This window comes from Mycolicibacterium wolinskyi str. Jessa 2025 (assembly GCF_049241375.1).
Lineage (GTDB): Bacteria > Actinomycetota > Actinomycetes > Mycobacteriales > Mycobacteriaceae > Mycobacterium > Mycobacterium wolinskyi.
In genome coordinates, this window is the sequence record NZ_CP185960.1 from 349,327 (window position 1) to 365,803 (window position 16,477).

Consider the following 16,477-nt stretch of genomic DNA (forward strand, 5'->3'; position numbering starts at 1 on the left):
GCCGCTACTTTCCCGCCACATTCATCGCCCGGACGCCTGCGTACTCGTCCAACACGTTCCGTACATCCGGGCCGTGAGTGTGGCGCTGAAGGTAGTGCTTCTCGGTCGTGGCCAGCTTCGCGTGACTCAACTGCTGTTGGGCCTTGTCGGGACCGAGAGCGTTCCTCACCACCGTGGCGACCGCTCGCCGAAACGTGTGCGGCGTGATCGTTGTCTGGAGATCCTCGGGCAGCGCGGCCCGCAGAGACCGCCGCATGTTCGCCAGCGACACCCACCCACCGTCGCGGTTCGCGAACACCGGGCTGTCATCGGCGGCAGCATCAGACTTAAGCCCCTCCAGCGCCTCAACCCCGAGCCGGGGGAGAACAACGGTGTGCTCCGGAGCGCCACCCTTCCGCTTGTCCTGACGATGCAGCGGCTGCCCCGCGACACGGCCATGGTCGATCAGCGTGCCCCGGACCGTCACAGTCGGAGGCTCCGCGCCCAAATCGCAATCTGACCACCGCAACGCCAGAACTTCGCTCGGCCTCGCTCCCGTCGCCACCAGAAGATCGACGAACGCCGGCAGCAGTCGACCCGGCCGCGGGCCCGGCCCCTCCCGATCCGCGTAGGTGCGGACGGCTTCACGTACCCTGACGAGATCGTCGGGGCGGATCTCGCGGGTCACAGTCTTCGGCACAGACTTCGTCGGCCGCGCTTCCCGGATAGGGTTCACTGCCACCACGTTGAAACGTACGGCGAGAGAGAACATACCCACGAGGATCATCCGCAGCCGCTTGGCCTGAGTCGTCGGACCCATGCTCTGCAGGTGTCGTTGTGCCCGAAGCGGATCGACCTCCGCCACCCGCAATGCACCCAATTGGGCCGCGCCATGCTTCGCCCAGACCTGGCGGTACTGGTCGGCCGTCTGCGGCGACACGCCATCCTCGGCAGCCTTCGCCAGAATCCATACGTCGAACAACTCAGACACCGTCGTCTTGTCGTTGATCTCCTGGTCCACGACTGGCGTCCTGCGGTCCTTCAGGTGACGCTGCAGAAGCCGTCGCGCATCCTCGGCGGACTTCAGACTGGACCGTTCAACTCGGCGTCGTCGCCCGTCTGAATCCCGCACGTATGTCGTTGCGAAAAACCTTCCATCGCTCGATCTTTCGGTGATCCGTCCGTGCTCACCGGGGGCCATACGCTGCCTAGGCATCGCCATCGATCCCCAGGCGCAACCGGATGTCTGCAATGGAGTCATCGAGCAGCTTGAGTCGGCTGTGGTACAAAGTCAGATTCTCAGGCGTGGAATCGGTATCCATGGCCTCTAGCTGCGCCCGGGTGCGCTGCTGCTGCAAGTCAGCCAGTCGCCGATTTAAGTTGAGCTTGTTGACCGCATCCTGCCATTTCGCCACGGGATCATCCCCCGGTTTTTCGGCTACTCCGAACCACGTCTTTGCAGAAAACCATTCGGCTGCTGTGAATTTCGACGCCTCGACCCCTGGTAGAACTTCAATCATTTCGTCATATGGGGCCGGATAGATCAATACCACCGGAGATGTGTTCAGCGCAGCCGCGAGGACGACCAGCTCGGCCGTCGTGACGTACCTGCGCCGCCCGTTCTCTAGATCGCTGATCGCCTGACGGGTCATCTTCAAACCGAGTTTCTCGGTCCTGTCCCCAAGTTGCTGCGCGGTGAGCCCGCTGGACTTCCTGAGCCGCTGGACTTCCTTGCCAACTCGGTGAGCATGGTCGAGCTCCCATATGTTCATCAAACACAGAATCGCACTGCTTGCGGCCAGATTCAACTCATGTTAGAACTAGACATAGAACGCAGATGAACGCGTTCAACACACACAAGACAACTAGGAGCGGCAATGAACGATTGGAGGGCCGTCGCGGCAAAGCTCAGCGTCGGTCGAAGCACGGTATTTGCGCTGTGGGCGAGCGGTGAACTGGGATCTGTGCGCATCGGCAAGCTCCGGCGCAGCACGGACAAGCAGATCGCCGAGTACATCGCCAAGCTTGAGAACGCGGCCTGATGTCCCCACCTGCTCTGCAGATGCAAGCCCCGATCGGCGGAACCACGAGCGCCGAGGCCCTGGTAACTCATGCGCACAAGCTGCTGGCCAACTGCGGTGTATCCATATCGCCGTCCAAGGTCAGCCGCATGGTCCGCGAGTACAAGCGCCGTGTCGAGAAGAACGGCTTCCCGTTCGAAGCGTTCTTGGTCAACACGGTGCAGCTGACCGCCCAGCAGCGCCGCCAGATGCTGGCCAACCCGGATATCGCCCGAGTCATCTCGTACAGCGATCCCACTGGGGAGACGGCGGCCAACAACGTTGACAGGGGCACCCGTAGGCGTCCGTCTCACGTTGACCGGCCGGTCATCACTGTCGAGGAACTCGTTCCCGATCCTGTTGAGCTGCAGGACATCACCGTGATGGCCAGCGTCTCCGATGAGCAATTCGAGGAAGCGCTCGCTGAGGCCAGGTCCGAGGGCGATTTGTCCCGCGCAAATATTGTCCGCAAGTGCAAGGCGCAGGTGCGCAGGTGATCGGGCCGGTTCGGGATCAGTGTGCCCGCGATGCACTCGATGACCTCGGCTTGGTCGAACGACGACGCCACCGAGGATCTTCGCCCAATCAGAACGGCCCCCGGAAACCCAGGTGCGACAACACCTGGCGGAGGCCGCTCACACCCACAAATCCCTTGAAGAAAGCAGGTACTACCAATGATTACACAACCCACCGACCTCCCGGTACCTCCCGGCGGCGAACCCGACCTGTGGATCGGCGGCCAACGCGACGTCTACCGAGAAGTCGGCACGATTCCCCTCACCAACGATCTGCTGCTGAATCCCTGCGTGACGGTGCTGGCCGAACAGCGCCAGGACGGCACCCTCGGCTGCATCGACGTCCTAATCGATGTCGACGTTCTGCACAACGGTCTTTCCGCCACGCAGGCCCGCGAGCTCGCCGCCCTGCTGAACAGTGGCGCCGACCTCGCCGACACGTGGGCGGGAAACACTCCGAACACCGACAGCAGGCTCGCTGCGGCGAAAAACGCCGTCTTTGAGGCATACAACGCGCTCCGCTTGGTACCAGGCAATGCTGGTGACTACTTGCGTGCCGCGCTGGACTCCATCGCAGACGCGATCGAGGTGACCCGATGACCAGCGATCTGCGGCGACAAGCGCTCTGCTGCTCGTGCGGAAACCTCCGGGCTTACAAAAGGGCCCGGAACTTGCGCGGCGATTGGGGCGACCGGAACTGGGAACGTTCTCTCGGTGACCTCAAATGCCCGGTGTGCAACAAGGTCACAACCCACGCCCTCCTGGACGACGCCAACGACTGGGACGAGAAAAAGCAGCTCGTAGCCCTAGGGGACGACGAGATCGGTGGCTGGTCTTTCGAATACCGCGAGAGGATTCGCGACGAGTACCGGCACGGGCTCCCACGCAATCCCCTCACGAAACACATCTGGTGGAAGGGCTACGAGGACAGGGCACGCGAGGCCGGTAAGAAGCGGTTCCAGGCGATGTGTGGCGAGTGGATCGATATTCCCGAGGTCCGCCGCGATGGTGTCGATATCACGCAGCAGCGCGCTCCCAAACAGGTCGGAAACGACGATCTCTATGAGCAGGAATACGAAGATCCCGACACCGGTCTGTGGTGGACGCCAGGAGATTGCCTCGATTGCCTGCGTCAGCGGCACGCCAGCCTGCTGAGGCAACAGCGCAAGGCCCTGGCCGAAATGTTGATCAAGCTCGTTGCGGTGATCGACGACGTCAACCCCGAGATGATCGAGGTACTCAACGAGTACGCGGCGCGAGCACTGCCGGGAGCATCGTGACCGGTGATCGGAATCTGGAGGCCCGCCCCAACGCTGGGGCGGGCACTCCCGCAACAACAACTTCCGAAGCTGTTCTCGAATGGAACACCGACTCACGCCAGGTCGCCTGGTGGCCAGTCCACCAATTCATCACCGCGATGGTCGCCAACGCCAACGATATCCCCGTGGCAGGCACGCCCTCATGGTGCGCACTGTCCGACTCCGACCCACGAAAACTGTTGTCGTTGGCCGTCGCCGGTGAACACCACGTGCTGCGCACAGAGATCGGACAGGAACATCTTGCCGACGCCGGCAAAAAGATCGCCGCCAGCGCCGACTGGAACGCCCTCGCACAACGCATCCAATCCGGCCGCGGCACCGCCTACCTACCCCGAAAGAGGTCTGCATGACCGAGGCCAATGAGACCGAGTTCTTCAACGCCACACCCGAACTGACCGCCATCTACCACTGGGCACGCGCCCGTTACGCCGCCCCGTGGGCCGTGTTCGGTGCGGTCCTGCTCCGAGTCGCTGCGTCCACCGGACCCGAGGTGCAGTTGCCCGGCATCATCGGTGGCCGCGCGAGCTTGAACCTGCTGGCCGCGTTCGTCTCCCCGTCAGGTGGAGGTAAGGGCATCTCCGACAAGGTCGCTCGCGAAGTCTGGCCAGCCCCGATCATCGAGCGTCCGATCGGGTCCGGTGAGGGTATCGCCGCCACGTTCATGCCCCCGAAGAAGGAAGGCCAGGAGGCGATTACGCGGGCGATCTTCAGCGTCCCTGAGATCGACACCTTGGCCGGTATCGCGGGCAGGCAAGGCTCCATCCTGTTGGCTCAGCTCAAGAGCATGGCGATGGGCGAGTTGCTCGGACAGTCCAACGCCAGTGATGCCACCACTCGGATCGTCCAGGCCCACAGTTATCGCTGCTGCCTATCGGTCGGCGCCCAGCCCGGTCACTGCGGAGTGATCTTCTCGGACACCAGTGGTGGCACCCCCCAGCGGTTCCTGTGGTTCCCCACCACCGACCCGGACATGCCGGCCACCCCGGCCGCCGATCCGGACCCGCTCAACACCGCGTTGCCCTCGTGGGCGCGCCTGAGCACCGAGCCGGTGGAGATCGAGTACGGCCCTGAGGAAATCGCCCAGACCGTGATCGCCGCCCACATCGCCCGCCAACGAGGCGACAGTGAGGCCCTCGACGGGCATCGACTACTGACCCGCCTCAAGGTGGCCGCGGTGCTGGCTGTCATGCACCACCGGATGGTCGTCAGCGAGACGGACTGGCAGCTCTCTGAGTCCGTCATGGAGGTCTCAGACAGCACCCGCGATTGGATCCTCGATCAGGCCAAGCGCGCCGAACGAGCAAAGGTGCGCGACCGGGCGATTGCCCGAGCAGCCGGGGAGGACTTCTACGACGCCAGCCGCCTGGAGACGGTGAAGCGATCGATCCTGCGGATGCTCGAACGCGACCGCGAAGTGACCGAGGGCGATCTACGTCGCCGCCTCGGCCGCAAGGAGAAGCGCGAACTGTTCGATCAAGCGATAGCTTTGCTGGCGGCCGAGGGGAGCGTCTCGTCACGGGAGGGTGACTACAACGGCCGAACCTTCACTTACTGGTCATGCGTGACCACTCCGGTCACCCATGAAAACAGCAGGTCAGAATGCGTGAGCACTCCGGTCACCCATGACCAGCCCGCTACCGTCACTGACCTTGATTCCCGCAGGTCGCTGGGGATCCAAGAGCCGACCCTGTCTGCTCGGCAATGGTTCGCCAACCACATCGCCGAACTCCAGAACGCTGGCCACGAGACCGTCGATTCGTTTGCTGTCTTCACCTCCGGGCAGGCTGCCGGATACCCGATCGAAGCCCTCCGCACCGCCGCCAGCCGGCACCCCGACGTGAAAGTCATCAAGCGCACGCCCCGCACATCAGTCTGGGACATCAGCGGCAACCGGCCCGCAACCTTCCAGCCGGCGACAGAGTGGGTCAGCAACTACATCGACGGGCTACCCGAGGACACCACCGAGATAGACCGGGAAGCCTTTCGGGCGGCTGCCCAGACCGCCGGATACTCCTGGACCGCTGTCCGTCACGCCGCCCTCGCCCACGATCGCGTCTCATCGATACCCGCCGAAGGGGACAGCGCCGTCAAAAGGATCTGGGCCCTCGCGGCGCCGGAATCGACAGAAGGGCAGTCAGCATGAATGCCGACCATGCCGCCCGCCGATTCTTCTGGACCTGGCTCCTCGGCTCCGCAGCGGTGTCCATCCTCGGTGTAGTCGCGCACGCCATCCTCGGCAGCGCCCGCTCGCCCGTGATCGCGTCAGTGCTCGCGTTTGTCATCGTGATGATCCAACTGTGCGCCACCTACGGAGTGCATGTCCTGGTGCAAGCGCGCATCGTCGGCGCCGCATACCGCTGCGCTCTGATCATCGTGGTTGCGCTCGCCCTCGGCGCATTCGTGCTCAACTTCATCGCACTGCAGGACCTCGTGATCACCTGGGCCGGCATCGCCCCCGTCGTCGCGTGGATCGCGCCACTGATCATCGATTTGGGCATGACCGGCAGCACCGTTGCACTCTTGGCGCTCACCAATGCTCAACGTGCTGCACAGCTACACATGCAGGACACCGCCGCTGCGGACATTCTCAACGAGGTCATCGCGCCAGCAGACGACCAGCCCGTGGCATGTGAAGAAACCCCCAACGTCCCTGTGCACAACGGTGCGCACCTTGCCATCGCCCAGCGCCTCGTCACGCTAGGCGTCGTGCGCATCGCACCCGAGCGTGTCGCTGAAGTCCTCGCCGAACAGTCTGCTGGTACCGCTCCGAGCATGATCGCCCGCCGACTCGGCGTCGGATATTCCACCGTCACCCGAATTCTCAAACACCAGGAGGCAACCGCGTGAGCGTCAAGCAGCTGGTGTGCACCGTCAGTGACCGCAATCCGTTCTGTCACGCAGGCTGCCCGCGGCACGGCTGGCAGCACCAGCCGCATTCGCTGGACACACGCGATTGCCAGAATGGCAAGCACGCTTGCCAAACAGGGCGGTGAGCCGCGGTGACACAACCCCGACACCCGGCCCCGTCGCTGGAGGTGCGGATCGCCCAGCGCATCACCGCCGACGGATCCGTCATCATCCCGCCCCGGATCGCTCGCTTGCTCAACGAGCAAGCCGGCATGACGGCCGACCGGCGAATCAAGCTGCGCGACACCGACCCTGACGCCTACGTCGCGTTCGCCGCACTCCATCTATCAGCGCTCCGTTCCGACTGCGGAACGAATCATACTGTAGGGCAACAGAACACGACACAATCAGATATGTGGATGAGCACCAAAGAAGCAGCCCAAGCGCTGAACGTCACCGACCGGTGCGTCCGCAAGTGGTGCGCAACCGGCCGACTCCACGCCGAATTCGTAGGAGCCCGCTGGCTCGTCAACCCCAACAGCATCGCTCTAATCGCCTGAAGGAGAAGATGATATGAGTCTCGAAGCTCTGCAAGCCGAAGTTGAGGGGTACCGCGACGAAGCCGGACAACTCGCCGAAGAGTTCTCCCGGATCCACGCCGAAGTCGCCGACGACCCGAACCTCACACCCGTCGGCAAGCGGGAACGCCTCGAACCCCTCCACCACCAACTCACCGAACAGATGAGCGCCCTGCACGCCCGCGAAAAAGCCGCCGTCAAATCCACCAAGGAAAAACTCGAGCGACGCGTGTTCGGGCTCTCACCCTCAGCCAGCAGCGACCCCGCCAAGATCGTGTCATTCCGCGACGCACAAGCCCGCGCCCGCGAACTCGAAGACAACGACGAAGCCGAGCAGCTCTACCAATCGGCGCTGCGCAGCGGCGACAACATCCTCGCGACGGCAGTCTTGGAGAAAGCGCTCGTTCGAGGATGGTCCTCGATCAAAGACGACTTCCTCAGCCGCAACGCAACCACGCGCGACGACCTGGAAGACCTCGCCGCGCTCGCCCGCTACTCCAACAACGCGTTGGCCAACGTCGCGAGGTACGCGGCGCCAGCATTGGACCTCCCGTTCTCGGCAGGCTTTCCAAACACACAGCAGCACAAGCACGGCACACCACAAGGCGTCCCCTCGCTCGGCGACGTCATGGCCCAACGCCTCGGGCTGTCCTAATGGCTTGCGGCGGACCGGCGTCAAACCCACCGATACACGGGCATTCCGTGGGCAAGGACCTTCACAATGGCAACAACACTGCTGAAACGCCTAGAGGTTTACCTGCGCCACCGCCGCACCCGAACAACACCCAGGGCGGGGTCCCCCGACCAGCCCCCGTCTCGCGCCCCTCAGGGCATAGACGGCCGTGTGTGTGGGTCACCTCAAAAAAATCGACCCTATTTGCTGGATGGAGGTAGCTGATGGCGGAGAAGAAGCCTGAACTGCCCGTTACGCCTGCTGGCCTGTCGGGTTCGGGGTTGCTGTTGTGGAATTCGGTGGTTGCCGACTTCGAGCTTGATGAGCACGAGTTGGCGATTCTTCGTGAGGCGTGCCGAACCGTCAACGGCATCGACGCGTTGCAGGCTCGGGTGGACCGGGATGGGGTGCTGAATGAGTCTCCGCAGGGTTTGCGGGTGCATCCGGGGTTGGTTGAGCTTCGGCAGCAGCGGTTGGCGCTGACTAAATTGCTGGCTGCGTTGGCTATTCCGGCTGACGAGGCTGCTTCCGGAGCTGGCCGGCGGTATGGCATCCGGGGGGCAGTCTCGTGAGGCGTCGTCGCCGCGGTGTCGACGTGGTGAGCACGGATTTGGTGGTGTTCGAGGGGTTTCGGTACCGGACATCTGAGGCGTGGGGGGCGGCGTTCGCTGAGTTTTGCGCTGCTCGTGAGGCGTGGGCTCAGGAGAATGTGGGCGCGGTGTTGGCGCCGTATGAGGTTGATGGTTACTGCCCTTTTGACGCCTCGCGGTTTCGCAAGTCAGGAAGTTGATTAAAGCGTAGAGGAAACGAATTCCCTTCAGGCCCAGCCAAAGTACCTGGAGGTCACAGTAATGGCGAACGGTATCGAGCTTGCGGTTGCGTACGTGAGCCTGACCGGGGAGACCCGGCAGCTTGTCCGGGACATCAACAAAGCGTTCGCCGAGGCCGATAAGTCGGCGGCGCGGTCCGCGAAAACGATCGGCCGGAATCTCGAATCGGGCCTTTCCGGCACCAAGAGCTCGGCGGCCCGTGCGGGCACTGAAGCCGCCCAGGCGTACGAGCGGGCCCTGAAGTCCTCGATTCGTGGGGAGCGGATCGGTGAGGCGATCGGCCGGCCCATCGGCAAGGGCATCGGGGCGGGCATGAAACTCGGTATCACGGCTGCCGCTGCCGGTGCTACCGCCGCGGTCGGTGCCCTGACGTATTCGCTCACTTCGGGTTTCGAGCGACTCAAGAACATCGACAATGCCCGGTTCAAGCTGAAAGCGTTGGGCAACTCCGTCGAGGAAGTCAATACCATCATGGATTCCGCCACGGAATCGGTGAAGGGAACGGCGTTTTCGTTGGATAAGGCGGCGAATGCTGCTGCGTCGTCGGTGGCGGCCGGTATCAAACCGGGCAAGGAGTTGACCAAGTATCTGTCCGTGACGGCGGATGCTGCCGCGGTGGCGGGCACCAGCTTTGAGGATATGGCGTCGATCTTCAACAAGGTGCAGACCAACGGCAAGGCCTACACCGATGATCTGCAGCAGCTCGCCGACCGCGGGTTGCCGATCTTCACGTGGCTGCGCGAACAGTACGGGGTGACCGCCGAAGAATTCTCCAAGATGGTGGAGGACGGCGAGGTTGATGCCGCGTCGTTTCAGGCCGCCATCGAAACCCACATCGGCGGCGCCGCAAAGGAAATGGGCGAAAGCCTGTCCGGGTCGATCGAGAACATGAAAGCCTCCATCGCCCGACTCGGCGCCAACCTCCTCAGCCCCATCCTCGGCATGGATCCACTCAAGGAGGGATCCGACGCCGCGGCCGCGGTGCAGCGCATCACCGACGAACTCGACGAGATGGGCGCCTGGGTGGTCGCGCACCAGGACGACATCAGGGAGTACTTCGATGTCGGGGTTGACGTCGCTAGGGATCTCGCTGGCGCGCTCGGCAACGTCGCCGGTTTCCTCAAGCAGCATCCCGGCCTGATTCAGGGTGCGGTGATTGCGTTCGCGTCGTGGAAAGCGCTGACTATCGGGGCCGGCGCGATTTCGTCGGTCACCACGGCACTGACCGGCATCAGCACCCTCTTGCGGACAACACTCCCAGCGTCCGCCGCGGCTGGAGCGACCGCAGCATCAGTTGCCTTGGGCCCATTTCTCGGGGCGATCGCCGCCGCGTCGGCGGGACTGTTCGCACTCTTCTCGATGGGCGGGCCCGACGTGCCCGCCCGCGGGCAGGGCGAATCACTGGACGCCTGGCTGGCCAGGGTCGGGGCCGCCGGGATCAATCTGCCCGGACTGAATCCTGTTCCCTCGCAGCAGAGTTCCGAAGACCTCGGCGGGCTGCTTGGCGTCCCGGCAGGTCCGCCGCCACCGGATCCCACCAAGATTCAGGGCCCGGTATCGGGCAGCGGCGACATTTTCGGTCCAGGCGGTGTGCTGGGCGGCGTCCCCTCGGGCACCCAGGTTGTTGCCCCCAGCGACCTGGGCGGGCTCCTCGGGGTTGGCAGCACGTCAGGGGGACGACCGGCGCCGGGCCAGTCGCTGGTGAAACCGGCAGCAGGGTTGACCGGGGCGGTCGTTGATCAGATCGCCGCGAGATTCGGGCTCACCAAGACGTCAGGCACTCGCCCGGGTGACGACGGGTATCACGGATCCGGGCAGGCTGGGGACTATGGCGGCCCCGTCGACAAGATGCGCGCGTTCGCCGCGTACATGTCGCAGAACTTCGGCAGCAGCCTGGCTGAGATCATCTTCGATGCTGACGGGTGGGCCGGAAACGTCAAGAACGGCAAGGTCACCGGTCCGTTCGGCAACGTGTACACGATGGATCAAGCCGGATACCACGGTGATCACGTCCACATCGCGTGGGCGAAGTTCGACCAGGGCGGGTGGCTGCAACCCGGTATGACGTTGGCGCAGAACTTGACCGGCAAACCGGAGCTGATCCTGACGGCCGAACAACTTGAGGAACTCGCCAAGCAGGGTATCGACCCGGCCACCATGCAGCACGGCACCGCCGGCCCGAACTACATGCCCGGACCCACCCCAGAACAACTGCACGCCCTCGGCGGCGACATCGCAGGCCCAGCCGGTGCTCAGCCCTCGGACCTCGTCCGCACCGAGGGCTACATTCCCGCCGGTGCGGGCAACACCAGTGTTGCTGGTACCAGCTTCGTGTCTGGTCTGTACAACATGGGCGCTGAGGCCATCAACGGGCTCATCGACCAAGCAGCCTCCGCAGCTGCTACTGCAGCGTCCGCTGCCGCCACAGCGGGATCGTTCGGTGCGGGTGGTCAAGCCGCCGGGCCCGCGGCGGCGTTCGCGATCGGGTTGGGCGCCAACGCCGCCAAACGCGGCGTCTCCTACGGCTTCGAGATGCTCGGTATCGGTACGGACGCTCTGATTGAGCAGTTGACCCCGTTCGGTGCGCCGCGCTGGCTGTCGACTGACCCGACAGCGTTCATGCCGCAAGGGTTGATGCCGGCCGCCACCACCACCCTCGAAAAGGCCCTGCAGCCTGGCCAACAACCGGAAGCCGCAGGCCAGCAACCCGTAGGGACCCAGGCCCCGCCCCAACTCCAGACGCCACCGCAGGTCAACATTCAAGCCCCCAACCCTGAAGACCTGCACCCCGCCGAAGGTGGCGGCATCACCATCCACGGCGGCATCAACGGCATGGACCCCGCAGGTGTTGTCGACGAACTCACCAGGCTGCAACGCCGAAATGCCCTGCAATACCAAGGACGCCCGTGATGATTACCCGGCAAGGAGAACACAACATGACCGACGACCGTTGCGCCGAGCAAGATCCCGAACGCATCGCCATCCGCTATGACGTGCCACGCGCGCTGAGGCTCGTCCTGGCCGACGTCCGAGACGACGATGACGCCGAGGCACAGATCAAAGCCGAAGTCGGCGACTGCGCCGCCTGTTGGCGGGGGATCGCCTCCGTTCTTGCCGGCACTGTCCATGGGCTGGCGTTGTCGCGGGCTGAAGACAACACCGATCTCGTTGAGGAGCAGATATTGAAACAGCTCGCAGCCGTGCTCTACGAACCGGACGAGCGATAAGCGTGGGGTCGATCCCCCTTCGTCGGCGACGACAACTTGCGGCAAGCGGACTGGATCCTGCACGCACAGATGCAAGACGAACAAGACCAGGACGACGCGCCCGCCTTCGATATATCGCGACTGCATCGTGACGTTGGGCATCCTCCTGGCTCGGAGAATTCCGGTGAGTCCGCTGATAAGGCCAAAGGACATGCCTGCCGAATACGTAATGCCATGGTTGTTCGTATTCGTCCGTTACGATTCGCGGAACATCGCAGTGTTGCTCTACGTTCTCTTGGGTAGCTTGTCAACAAGCGATGAAAGTTCTGATCGGGAGGTGGTTTGGTGAGCGCCGTAATCGACAGACATCCCGAGGTTGAGAGCTACCGCCGCTCTCTGGCGCGCGGAATCACGATGGGCAATCTGCTGAACTTGGCCGAGGCTGGTGGCGTGGCCATCGTGGAGGAGAGAGGCTCACGCCCTGCCACGGCACTAGTGGAATTGGGGCGTCTTCGTCACATGTTGGCGCGGTTGATCGAACCCCACATGGCGGTTGCAAGCAGTGAGGATGGGCGCTGGTGCATCCGCCTTCCTGGACTGCCGGTATTAGGCGAAGGTGCCTCTTTCGACGAAGCGTCGGCGGACCTCATCGAAGCGATGCGCGAATACGCCGATGATTGGGCCGACCACTTGCACGCCGCTCCGAACCACGAGGCGAACGAGTACTTCGCACACTTTGTGAAGCTATCCAACGATGAGCAGTTGCGCGAATGGATCTATTCGGCTGAACGGTGACCAGCTACCCCAACGGATCAAGCGCGGATCACCAAAAGTTCTGCCTGACTGAACGATGGTCAGTCGTCACCAACGCTAAAGGCCGCAAGGTGCGTCACCATGCCACCTACGAGCTGGAACTTGCGGACGGCACTGTCCTCCGCACAAGGATCTCGCGACCAATTAGCAACGAGCAGTATGGATCCGAGTTGTGGTCCCACATCCTTCGTGACCAACTCTGCGTCACTAAGGAATCGTTCTGGCGGTGCGTGAGCGAAGGGGTTCTGCCCCCTCGCCCGTCTGGGGTAGAACCTGAATCGGACAGCGCTCGCGAAATCCCTGCTGGTGTCGCAGAGAAGTTGCACCGCCTGGTGGGGCTGGAGTGGGAAGACATCGGTCAGATGACCGCAGAGCAGGCGGTTGCCCGACTTCAGGAGTACTGGATAGAGCAGGGCGAATAGCCGTTCTGGCGATAGCAGAACGGCTCCAGGTCGTGGCGGGCGGGATCGGGGTTCGAGGTTCGAGAGACATCCCGCCAAGGGGTGTCCCGCTGAGCATGGGGACCGTGACCGTTCCGTGATTTAAGTGCGCAGAAGGTATAACGCCTAGTTCATCTATTATAGTTTCTTGGGAAAAGCTATAGCAGGTTGGTCGGCTGGCCGCCTAACCTATAACGGATCTGGTTCTGTTAGAGGATCTTGGCGAAAGGTATATTCGTGCAGGTAGAAGACTTCATCAATTCGCCGGTGGGCAAGTTGGTTGCGATCTCAGGTCACGACGCTTTCCTCAATCGGGACTACAACCACTTCGCCTTCGTGCCAGCGCCCCTGCCGTCGAGTATTCAGCTCTCGATGGGTGCACACAAGCTGGCGGATAAGGCAAGCATGTCGGTTGGCCGCCTCGACTTCGCTGTTAAGCGCCTTCCCGACCCAGGTCTGTTGGTGCGGCCCGCGTTGCGCCGCGAAGCGCAGAGCACCTCAGCCCTCGAAGGAACCCACGCCACGCTGGAAGAGGTTCTAGAGGCCGATTACATCGAAGAGGAGAATCGACGGGCCGAGGTGCGCGAGGTTCTCAACTACGTGCGCGCAGCTGAACTTGCTCTGGATCTGATCCGATCCAAGCCGATCTGCCTGAACGTGATCGCGCCCCTCCAAGCGACGTTGGTAAAGGGGACTCGCGGAGATGGCTGGGATAGAGGCCGACTTCGAGAATCGAACGTGTACATCGGTGAGCGATCAAAAGGCATCGAAGCGTCTCGGTTTGTCCCTCCTCCGCATGGTGATGCTCTCATCGAAGGGGTCTCCGATTGGGAGAAGTGGATTCACGCTGAAGACGAGTATCCGCTACTGGTGAAGATCGCGATGGCGCACTACCAGTTTGAAACGCTGCACCCCTTTTCTGACGGCAACGGCCGCTTGGGTCGGCTCATCGTGACTCTCCAGCTGGTAACCGAGGGCGCCTTGACCTACCCGCTGCTCAACCTGTCGTCCTGGTTGGAGGATCGGAAGGATGAGTACAAGGACCTGCTCCTGCGTATAAGCGCAACCGGGGACTTCGATGCGTGGATCAGGTTCTTCTGTGAGGCGGTGCACCACCAGGCTGAGGACGGGGTTGCACGCATCGAAGAGCTTTTGGCATTTCAGGCTGATTTGCGTCAGCGGCTCAGCATCGCGAAGGCGCGTGGAGTTGTTAACGCGGTCGCAGACAGTCTCCTCGGATACCCCATCATTACGGTCCCGATGGTTACTGAGCTGCATGGGGTGACTTATCCGCCGGCCAAGAACGCCATCGCCACACTCGTGGAACTCGGTGCATTGAGGGAAATGTCTGGAACCTTCGCGTACGGAGCGAAGGGATTCATGTGCGACCCAGTGATGAGAGTGCTCAACCGCCAGTGAAACTGCTACTTTCCCGTCACAAACGCCAGCATATCGACACGAATTTCGGTGAACGATAGTGAACGGCAATCCGCGAAAAGTGGAGTGCTGCAATACTTCCGCATACTACGACGGACTTTCGATGTCCTGTCAGATACGCCAGAAGGTTAGGGGTTCGAATCCCTTCGGGCGCGCACACGAAAACGAGGCGCGGTCATCGACCGCGCCTCGTTTTGTCTCAGTGCGTGCTGCCCAGGCAGTAGGTGCGTGGCGGCAGCGGATAGTTGTAGGCGCTGGTGTCGGGCGGGCACGCCTGCGCGTCGTCGCTGTCGAGCTTCTGGACGACCTTGTAGGCCTTGTCGTCGGTCGTGGCGCAGTCGAGTTGTTCGAGTAGGTCGGTGCCCGGCTGCGGGTGGTAGCAGTGGCCGACCGTGAGGTTCTCGACGAGGCAGAGCCGGCCGACGGTGTCGGTGTCGCCGATGCTCCATGTGTAGCCGATGTAGTTGGTGTTGGCGCACGGCTGGTCGGTCTCCATCACGGCGCCCACGGTGTAGCTGGGATCGGTGGTGCACGGGCTGCGGTGGATGTCCGTGCCGGTCTCCGGCTTGCCGGGGCTGATGGTCACGCAGTCCCCGACGGAAAAGCTGCTGATCTCCTGCTTGGCCTCCGACGCCGCGCGGCGCTCCTCGCGTTTCTCGGCGAGGCCGAACTTGGCGAAGAGGATGAGTGCGGTGCCGATGACGACGAGCGCGATGCGGACCTTCTTGTTGCGCCACCAGCGCTGCTTGGCCGGTGCCGGTGTCTGGTTCTCGATCATGAGCTAACCCCCCTGGGTCTCAGTTATCTGAAAGATGGATCATAGCTACATGGTTTGCTGCGCGCGCGTCGACCGTCTTCAAGTCAGGTGAGGATTGCTGAAACGCCCGGAATTGCCATTGGTCGATGGCTCGAAGCTAGCTGTTCACGCACGATCATTGGGTGATAACAGCCGAGCATTGACAGATTGATGCACCGATACTTAGCGTATCGTCACGCCACTGAACAAATTTGCTGTGCGGTGGAACGTGTAGCGCGTATGTGCAGCTCTAGGAAACTGGCGCAGCGTGATCAGCAAATCTCCTAGAGATGGTTCGGAATGCGAGGAGGGGCATGGCCATGCAGCGTGACGGAGTCGGCGACGCATTCGAGTGCGGCCTGTTTCTTCCCGCCCGGCAGACGATTCAGTTTCCTGACATCCTGAGCGGATACACGACGAGCGAAGCGTTACTGCCCCACTTGGCCAAGGACGACCACCGCCATGCCGATGAGGATCGCCATCTCCTCGACGAAGAGGCCGGGCGCCTCGATGCGGAGCGGTTCGCTCGCGATGTCGCGCGCTATCACGCGGTGCGTCGGGAAACGTCGATGCTGGCGATGATCAACACCGCCTTGCCGCTGGGCGAAAGCGTCGCCCTCACCAACGGGCAGGATTACCTGCTGTCCGTTGCGCGCGATGAACGCGTCCGCCTCGGCGAGCCCGATATGCGTGACCTGTCACGTGCCGCCGCGGCGATGCGTGACCTGGTATGCGCCAAATTGGATGCGCTCGTTGCGGATTCGGTCACCGTGGCCGCCGACGGCGACACACTCATCAGCGGTGACGGCGACGAGCTGGCGGTGCTGGGCCGCTTGTGCCCCACGTGTTGGTACGCGACGCGGGCTGCGCTCGCACAACGCGCGATCGATGATCAGGTCTACCCCGTGCTGGGGCAGGGCCTGCTCGATCCCACATCGGTTGCGGTGCTCTATACCCTTGCGCTCATCGACTTTTGAGCGGAAC

18 protein-coding genes are annotated in these 16,477 nt (G+C 62.8%); 15 read left to right on the plus strand and 3 right to left on the minus strand.

The features are described 5' to 3' along the window. Positions 1-4: 4 nt before the first annotated feature. A complete protein-coding gene (locus ACOI2T_RS01795) occupies positions 5-1,195 on the minus strand; it encodes a tyrosine-type recombinase/integrase (protein ID WP_409502735.1) in 1,191 nt (396 codons plus the stop codon). Continuing rightward, complete coding sequence (locus ACOI2T_RS01800; RefSeq protein ID WP_409502394.1) at positions 1,188-1,751, minus strand: helix-turn-helix domain-containing protein; 564 nt, start codon at positions 1,749-1,751, stop codon at positions 1,188-1,190. The genes ACOI2T_RS01795 and ACOI2T_RS01800 overlap by 8 nt, the downstream gene beginning before the upstream one ends. A 105-nt stretch (positions 1,752-1,856) precedes the next feature. Between ACOI2T_RS01800 and ACOI2T_RS01805 the strand changes: the two genes are divergently transcribed. The 14 genes from ACOI2T_RS01805 to ACOI2T_RS01870 all read left to right on the plus strand — a co-directional run bounded on the left by ACOI2T_RS01805 (position 1,857) and on the right by ACOI2T_RS01870 (position 14,679). Further along, positions 1,857-2,021: a MerR family transcriptional regulator gene (locus ACOI2T_RS01805; protein ID WP_409502395.1), complete on the plus strand. Its 165-nt coding sequence runs from the start codon at positions 1,857-1,859 to the stop codon at positions 2,019-2,021. Beyond that, positions 2,021-2,536 (plus strand): hypothetical protein, encoded by a 516-nt coding sequence (locus ACOI2T_RS01810; RefSeq protein WP_409502396.1) that lies wholly within the window; start codon positions 2,021-2,023, stop codon positions 2,534-2,536. Before ACOI2T_RS01805 ends, ACOI2T_RS01810 begins: the two co-directional genes overlap by 1 nt. A gap of 177 nt (positions 2,537-2,713) precedes the next feature. Further along, positions 2,714-3,154, plus strand: a complete 441-nt coding sequence (locus tag ACOI2T_RS01815; protein ID WP_409502397.1) for a hypothetical protein — start codon at positions 2,714-2,716, stop codon at positions 3,152-3,154. Positions 3,155-3,225: 71 nt separating this feature from the next. Then, complete coding sequence (locus ACOI2T_RS01820; RefSeq protein ID WP_421875668.1) at positions 3,226-3,834, plus strand: hypothetical protein; 609 nt, start codon at positions 3,226-3,228, stop codon at positions 3,832-3,834. Beyond that, on the plus strand, positions 3,831-4,223 hold the full coding sequence (locus tag ACOI2T_RS01825; RefSeq protein ID WP_409502399.1) for a DUF2742 domain-containing protein: 393 nt from the start codon (positions 3,831-3,833) through the stop codon (positions 4,221-4,223). The genes ACOI2T_RS01820 and ACOI2T_RS01825 overlap by 4 nt, the downstream gene beginning before the upstream one ends. Beyond that, positions 4,220-6,016 (plus strand): hypothetical protein, encoded by a 1,797-nt coding sequence (locus ACOI2T_RS01830; RefSeq protein ID WP_409502400.1) that lies wholly within the window; start codon positions 4,220-4,222, stop codon positions 6,014-6,016. Before ACOI2T_RS01825 ends, ACOI2T_RS01830 begins: the two co-directional genes overlap by 4 nt. After that, positions 6,013-6,720, plus strand: a complete 708-nt coding sequence (locus tag ACOI2T_RS01835) for a DUF2637 domain-containing protein (RefSeq protein WP_409502401.1) — start codon at positions 6,013-6,015, stop codon at positions 6,718-6,720. The genes ACOI2T_RS01830 and ACOI2T_RS01835 overlap by 4 nt, the downstream gene beginning before the upstream one ends. 152 nt (positions 6,721-6,872) lie before the next feature. Continuing rightward, positions 6,873-7,280 carry a helix-turn-helix domain-containing protein gene (locus tag ACOI2T_RS01840; RefSeq protein ID WP_409502402.1) on the plus strand — a complete coding sequence of 136 codons (408 nt, stop codon included), beginning with the start codon at positions 6,873-6,875 and terminating at the stop codon, positions 7,278-7,280. Between the two features lie 13 nt (positions 7,281-7,293). Beyond that, positions 7,294-7,953, plus strand: coding sequence for a hypothetical protein (locus ACOI2T_RS01845; protein ID WP_409502403.1), 660 nt, complete (start codon positions 7,294-7,296; stop codon positions 7,951-7,953). A 242-nt stretch (positions 7,954-8,195) separates the two neighbouring features. Then, on the plus strand, positions 8,196-8,543 hold the full coding sequence (locus ACOI2T_RS01850) for a terminase (RefSeq protein WP_409502404.1): 348 nt from the start codon (positions 8,196-8,198) through the stop codon (positions 8,541-8,543). Positions 8,544-8,822: 279 nt separating this feature from the next. Next, entirely contained in the window at positions 8,823-11,711 is a 2,889-nt protein-coding gene (locus tag ACOI2T_RS01855) for a tape measure protein (protein ID WP_409502405.1), read from the plus strand. Positions 11,712-11,737: 26 nt separating this feature from the next. Beyond that, positions 11,738-12,028 carry a hypothetical protein gene (locus ACOI2T_RS01860; RefSeq protein ID WP_409502406.1) on the plus strand — a complete coding sequence of 97 codons (291 nt, stop codon included), beginning with the start codon at positions 11,738-11,740 and terminating at the stop codon, positions 12,026-12,028. A gap of 324 nt (positions 12,029-12,352) precedes the next feature. Further along, the gene (locus ACOI2T_RS01865; protein ID WP_409502407.1) at positions 12,353-12,802 is read left to right on the plus strand and encodes a prevent-host-death protein; all 450 of its coding nucleotides are present in this window, start codon (positions 12,353-12,355) and stop codon (positions 12,800-12,802) included. 695 nt (positions 12,803-13,497) lie between these two features. Continuing rightward, the gene (locus ACOI2T_RS01870; protein ID WP_409502408.1) at positions 13,498-14,679 is read left to right on the plus strand and encodes a Fic family protein; all 1,182 of its coding nucleotides are present in this window, start codon (positions 13,498-13,500) and stop codon (positions 14,677-14,679) included. A gap of 217 nt (positions 14,680-14,896) precedes the next feature. On the opposite strand, the gene ACOI2T_RS01875 is transcribed toward ACOI2T_RS01870, so the two are convergent. Beyond that, positions 14,897-15,475, minus strand: coding sequence for an LppU/SCO3897 family protein (locus ACOI2T_RS01875; RefSeq protein WP_409502409.1), 579 nt, complete (start codon positions 15,473-15,475; stop codon positions 14,897-14,899). Between the two features lie 332 nt (positions 15,476-15,807). On the opposite strand from ACOI2T_RS01875, the gene ACOI2T_RS01880 reads away from it, so the two are divergent. Then, positions 15,808-16,470 (plus strand): hypothetical protein, encoded by a 663-nt coding sequence (locus ACOI2T_RS01880; protein WP_409502410.1) that lies wholly within the window; start codon positions 15,808-15,810, stop codon positions 16,468-16,470. Positions 16,471-16,477: the final 7 nt, after the last annotated feature.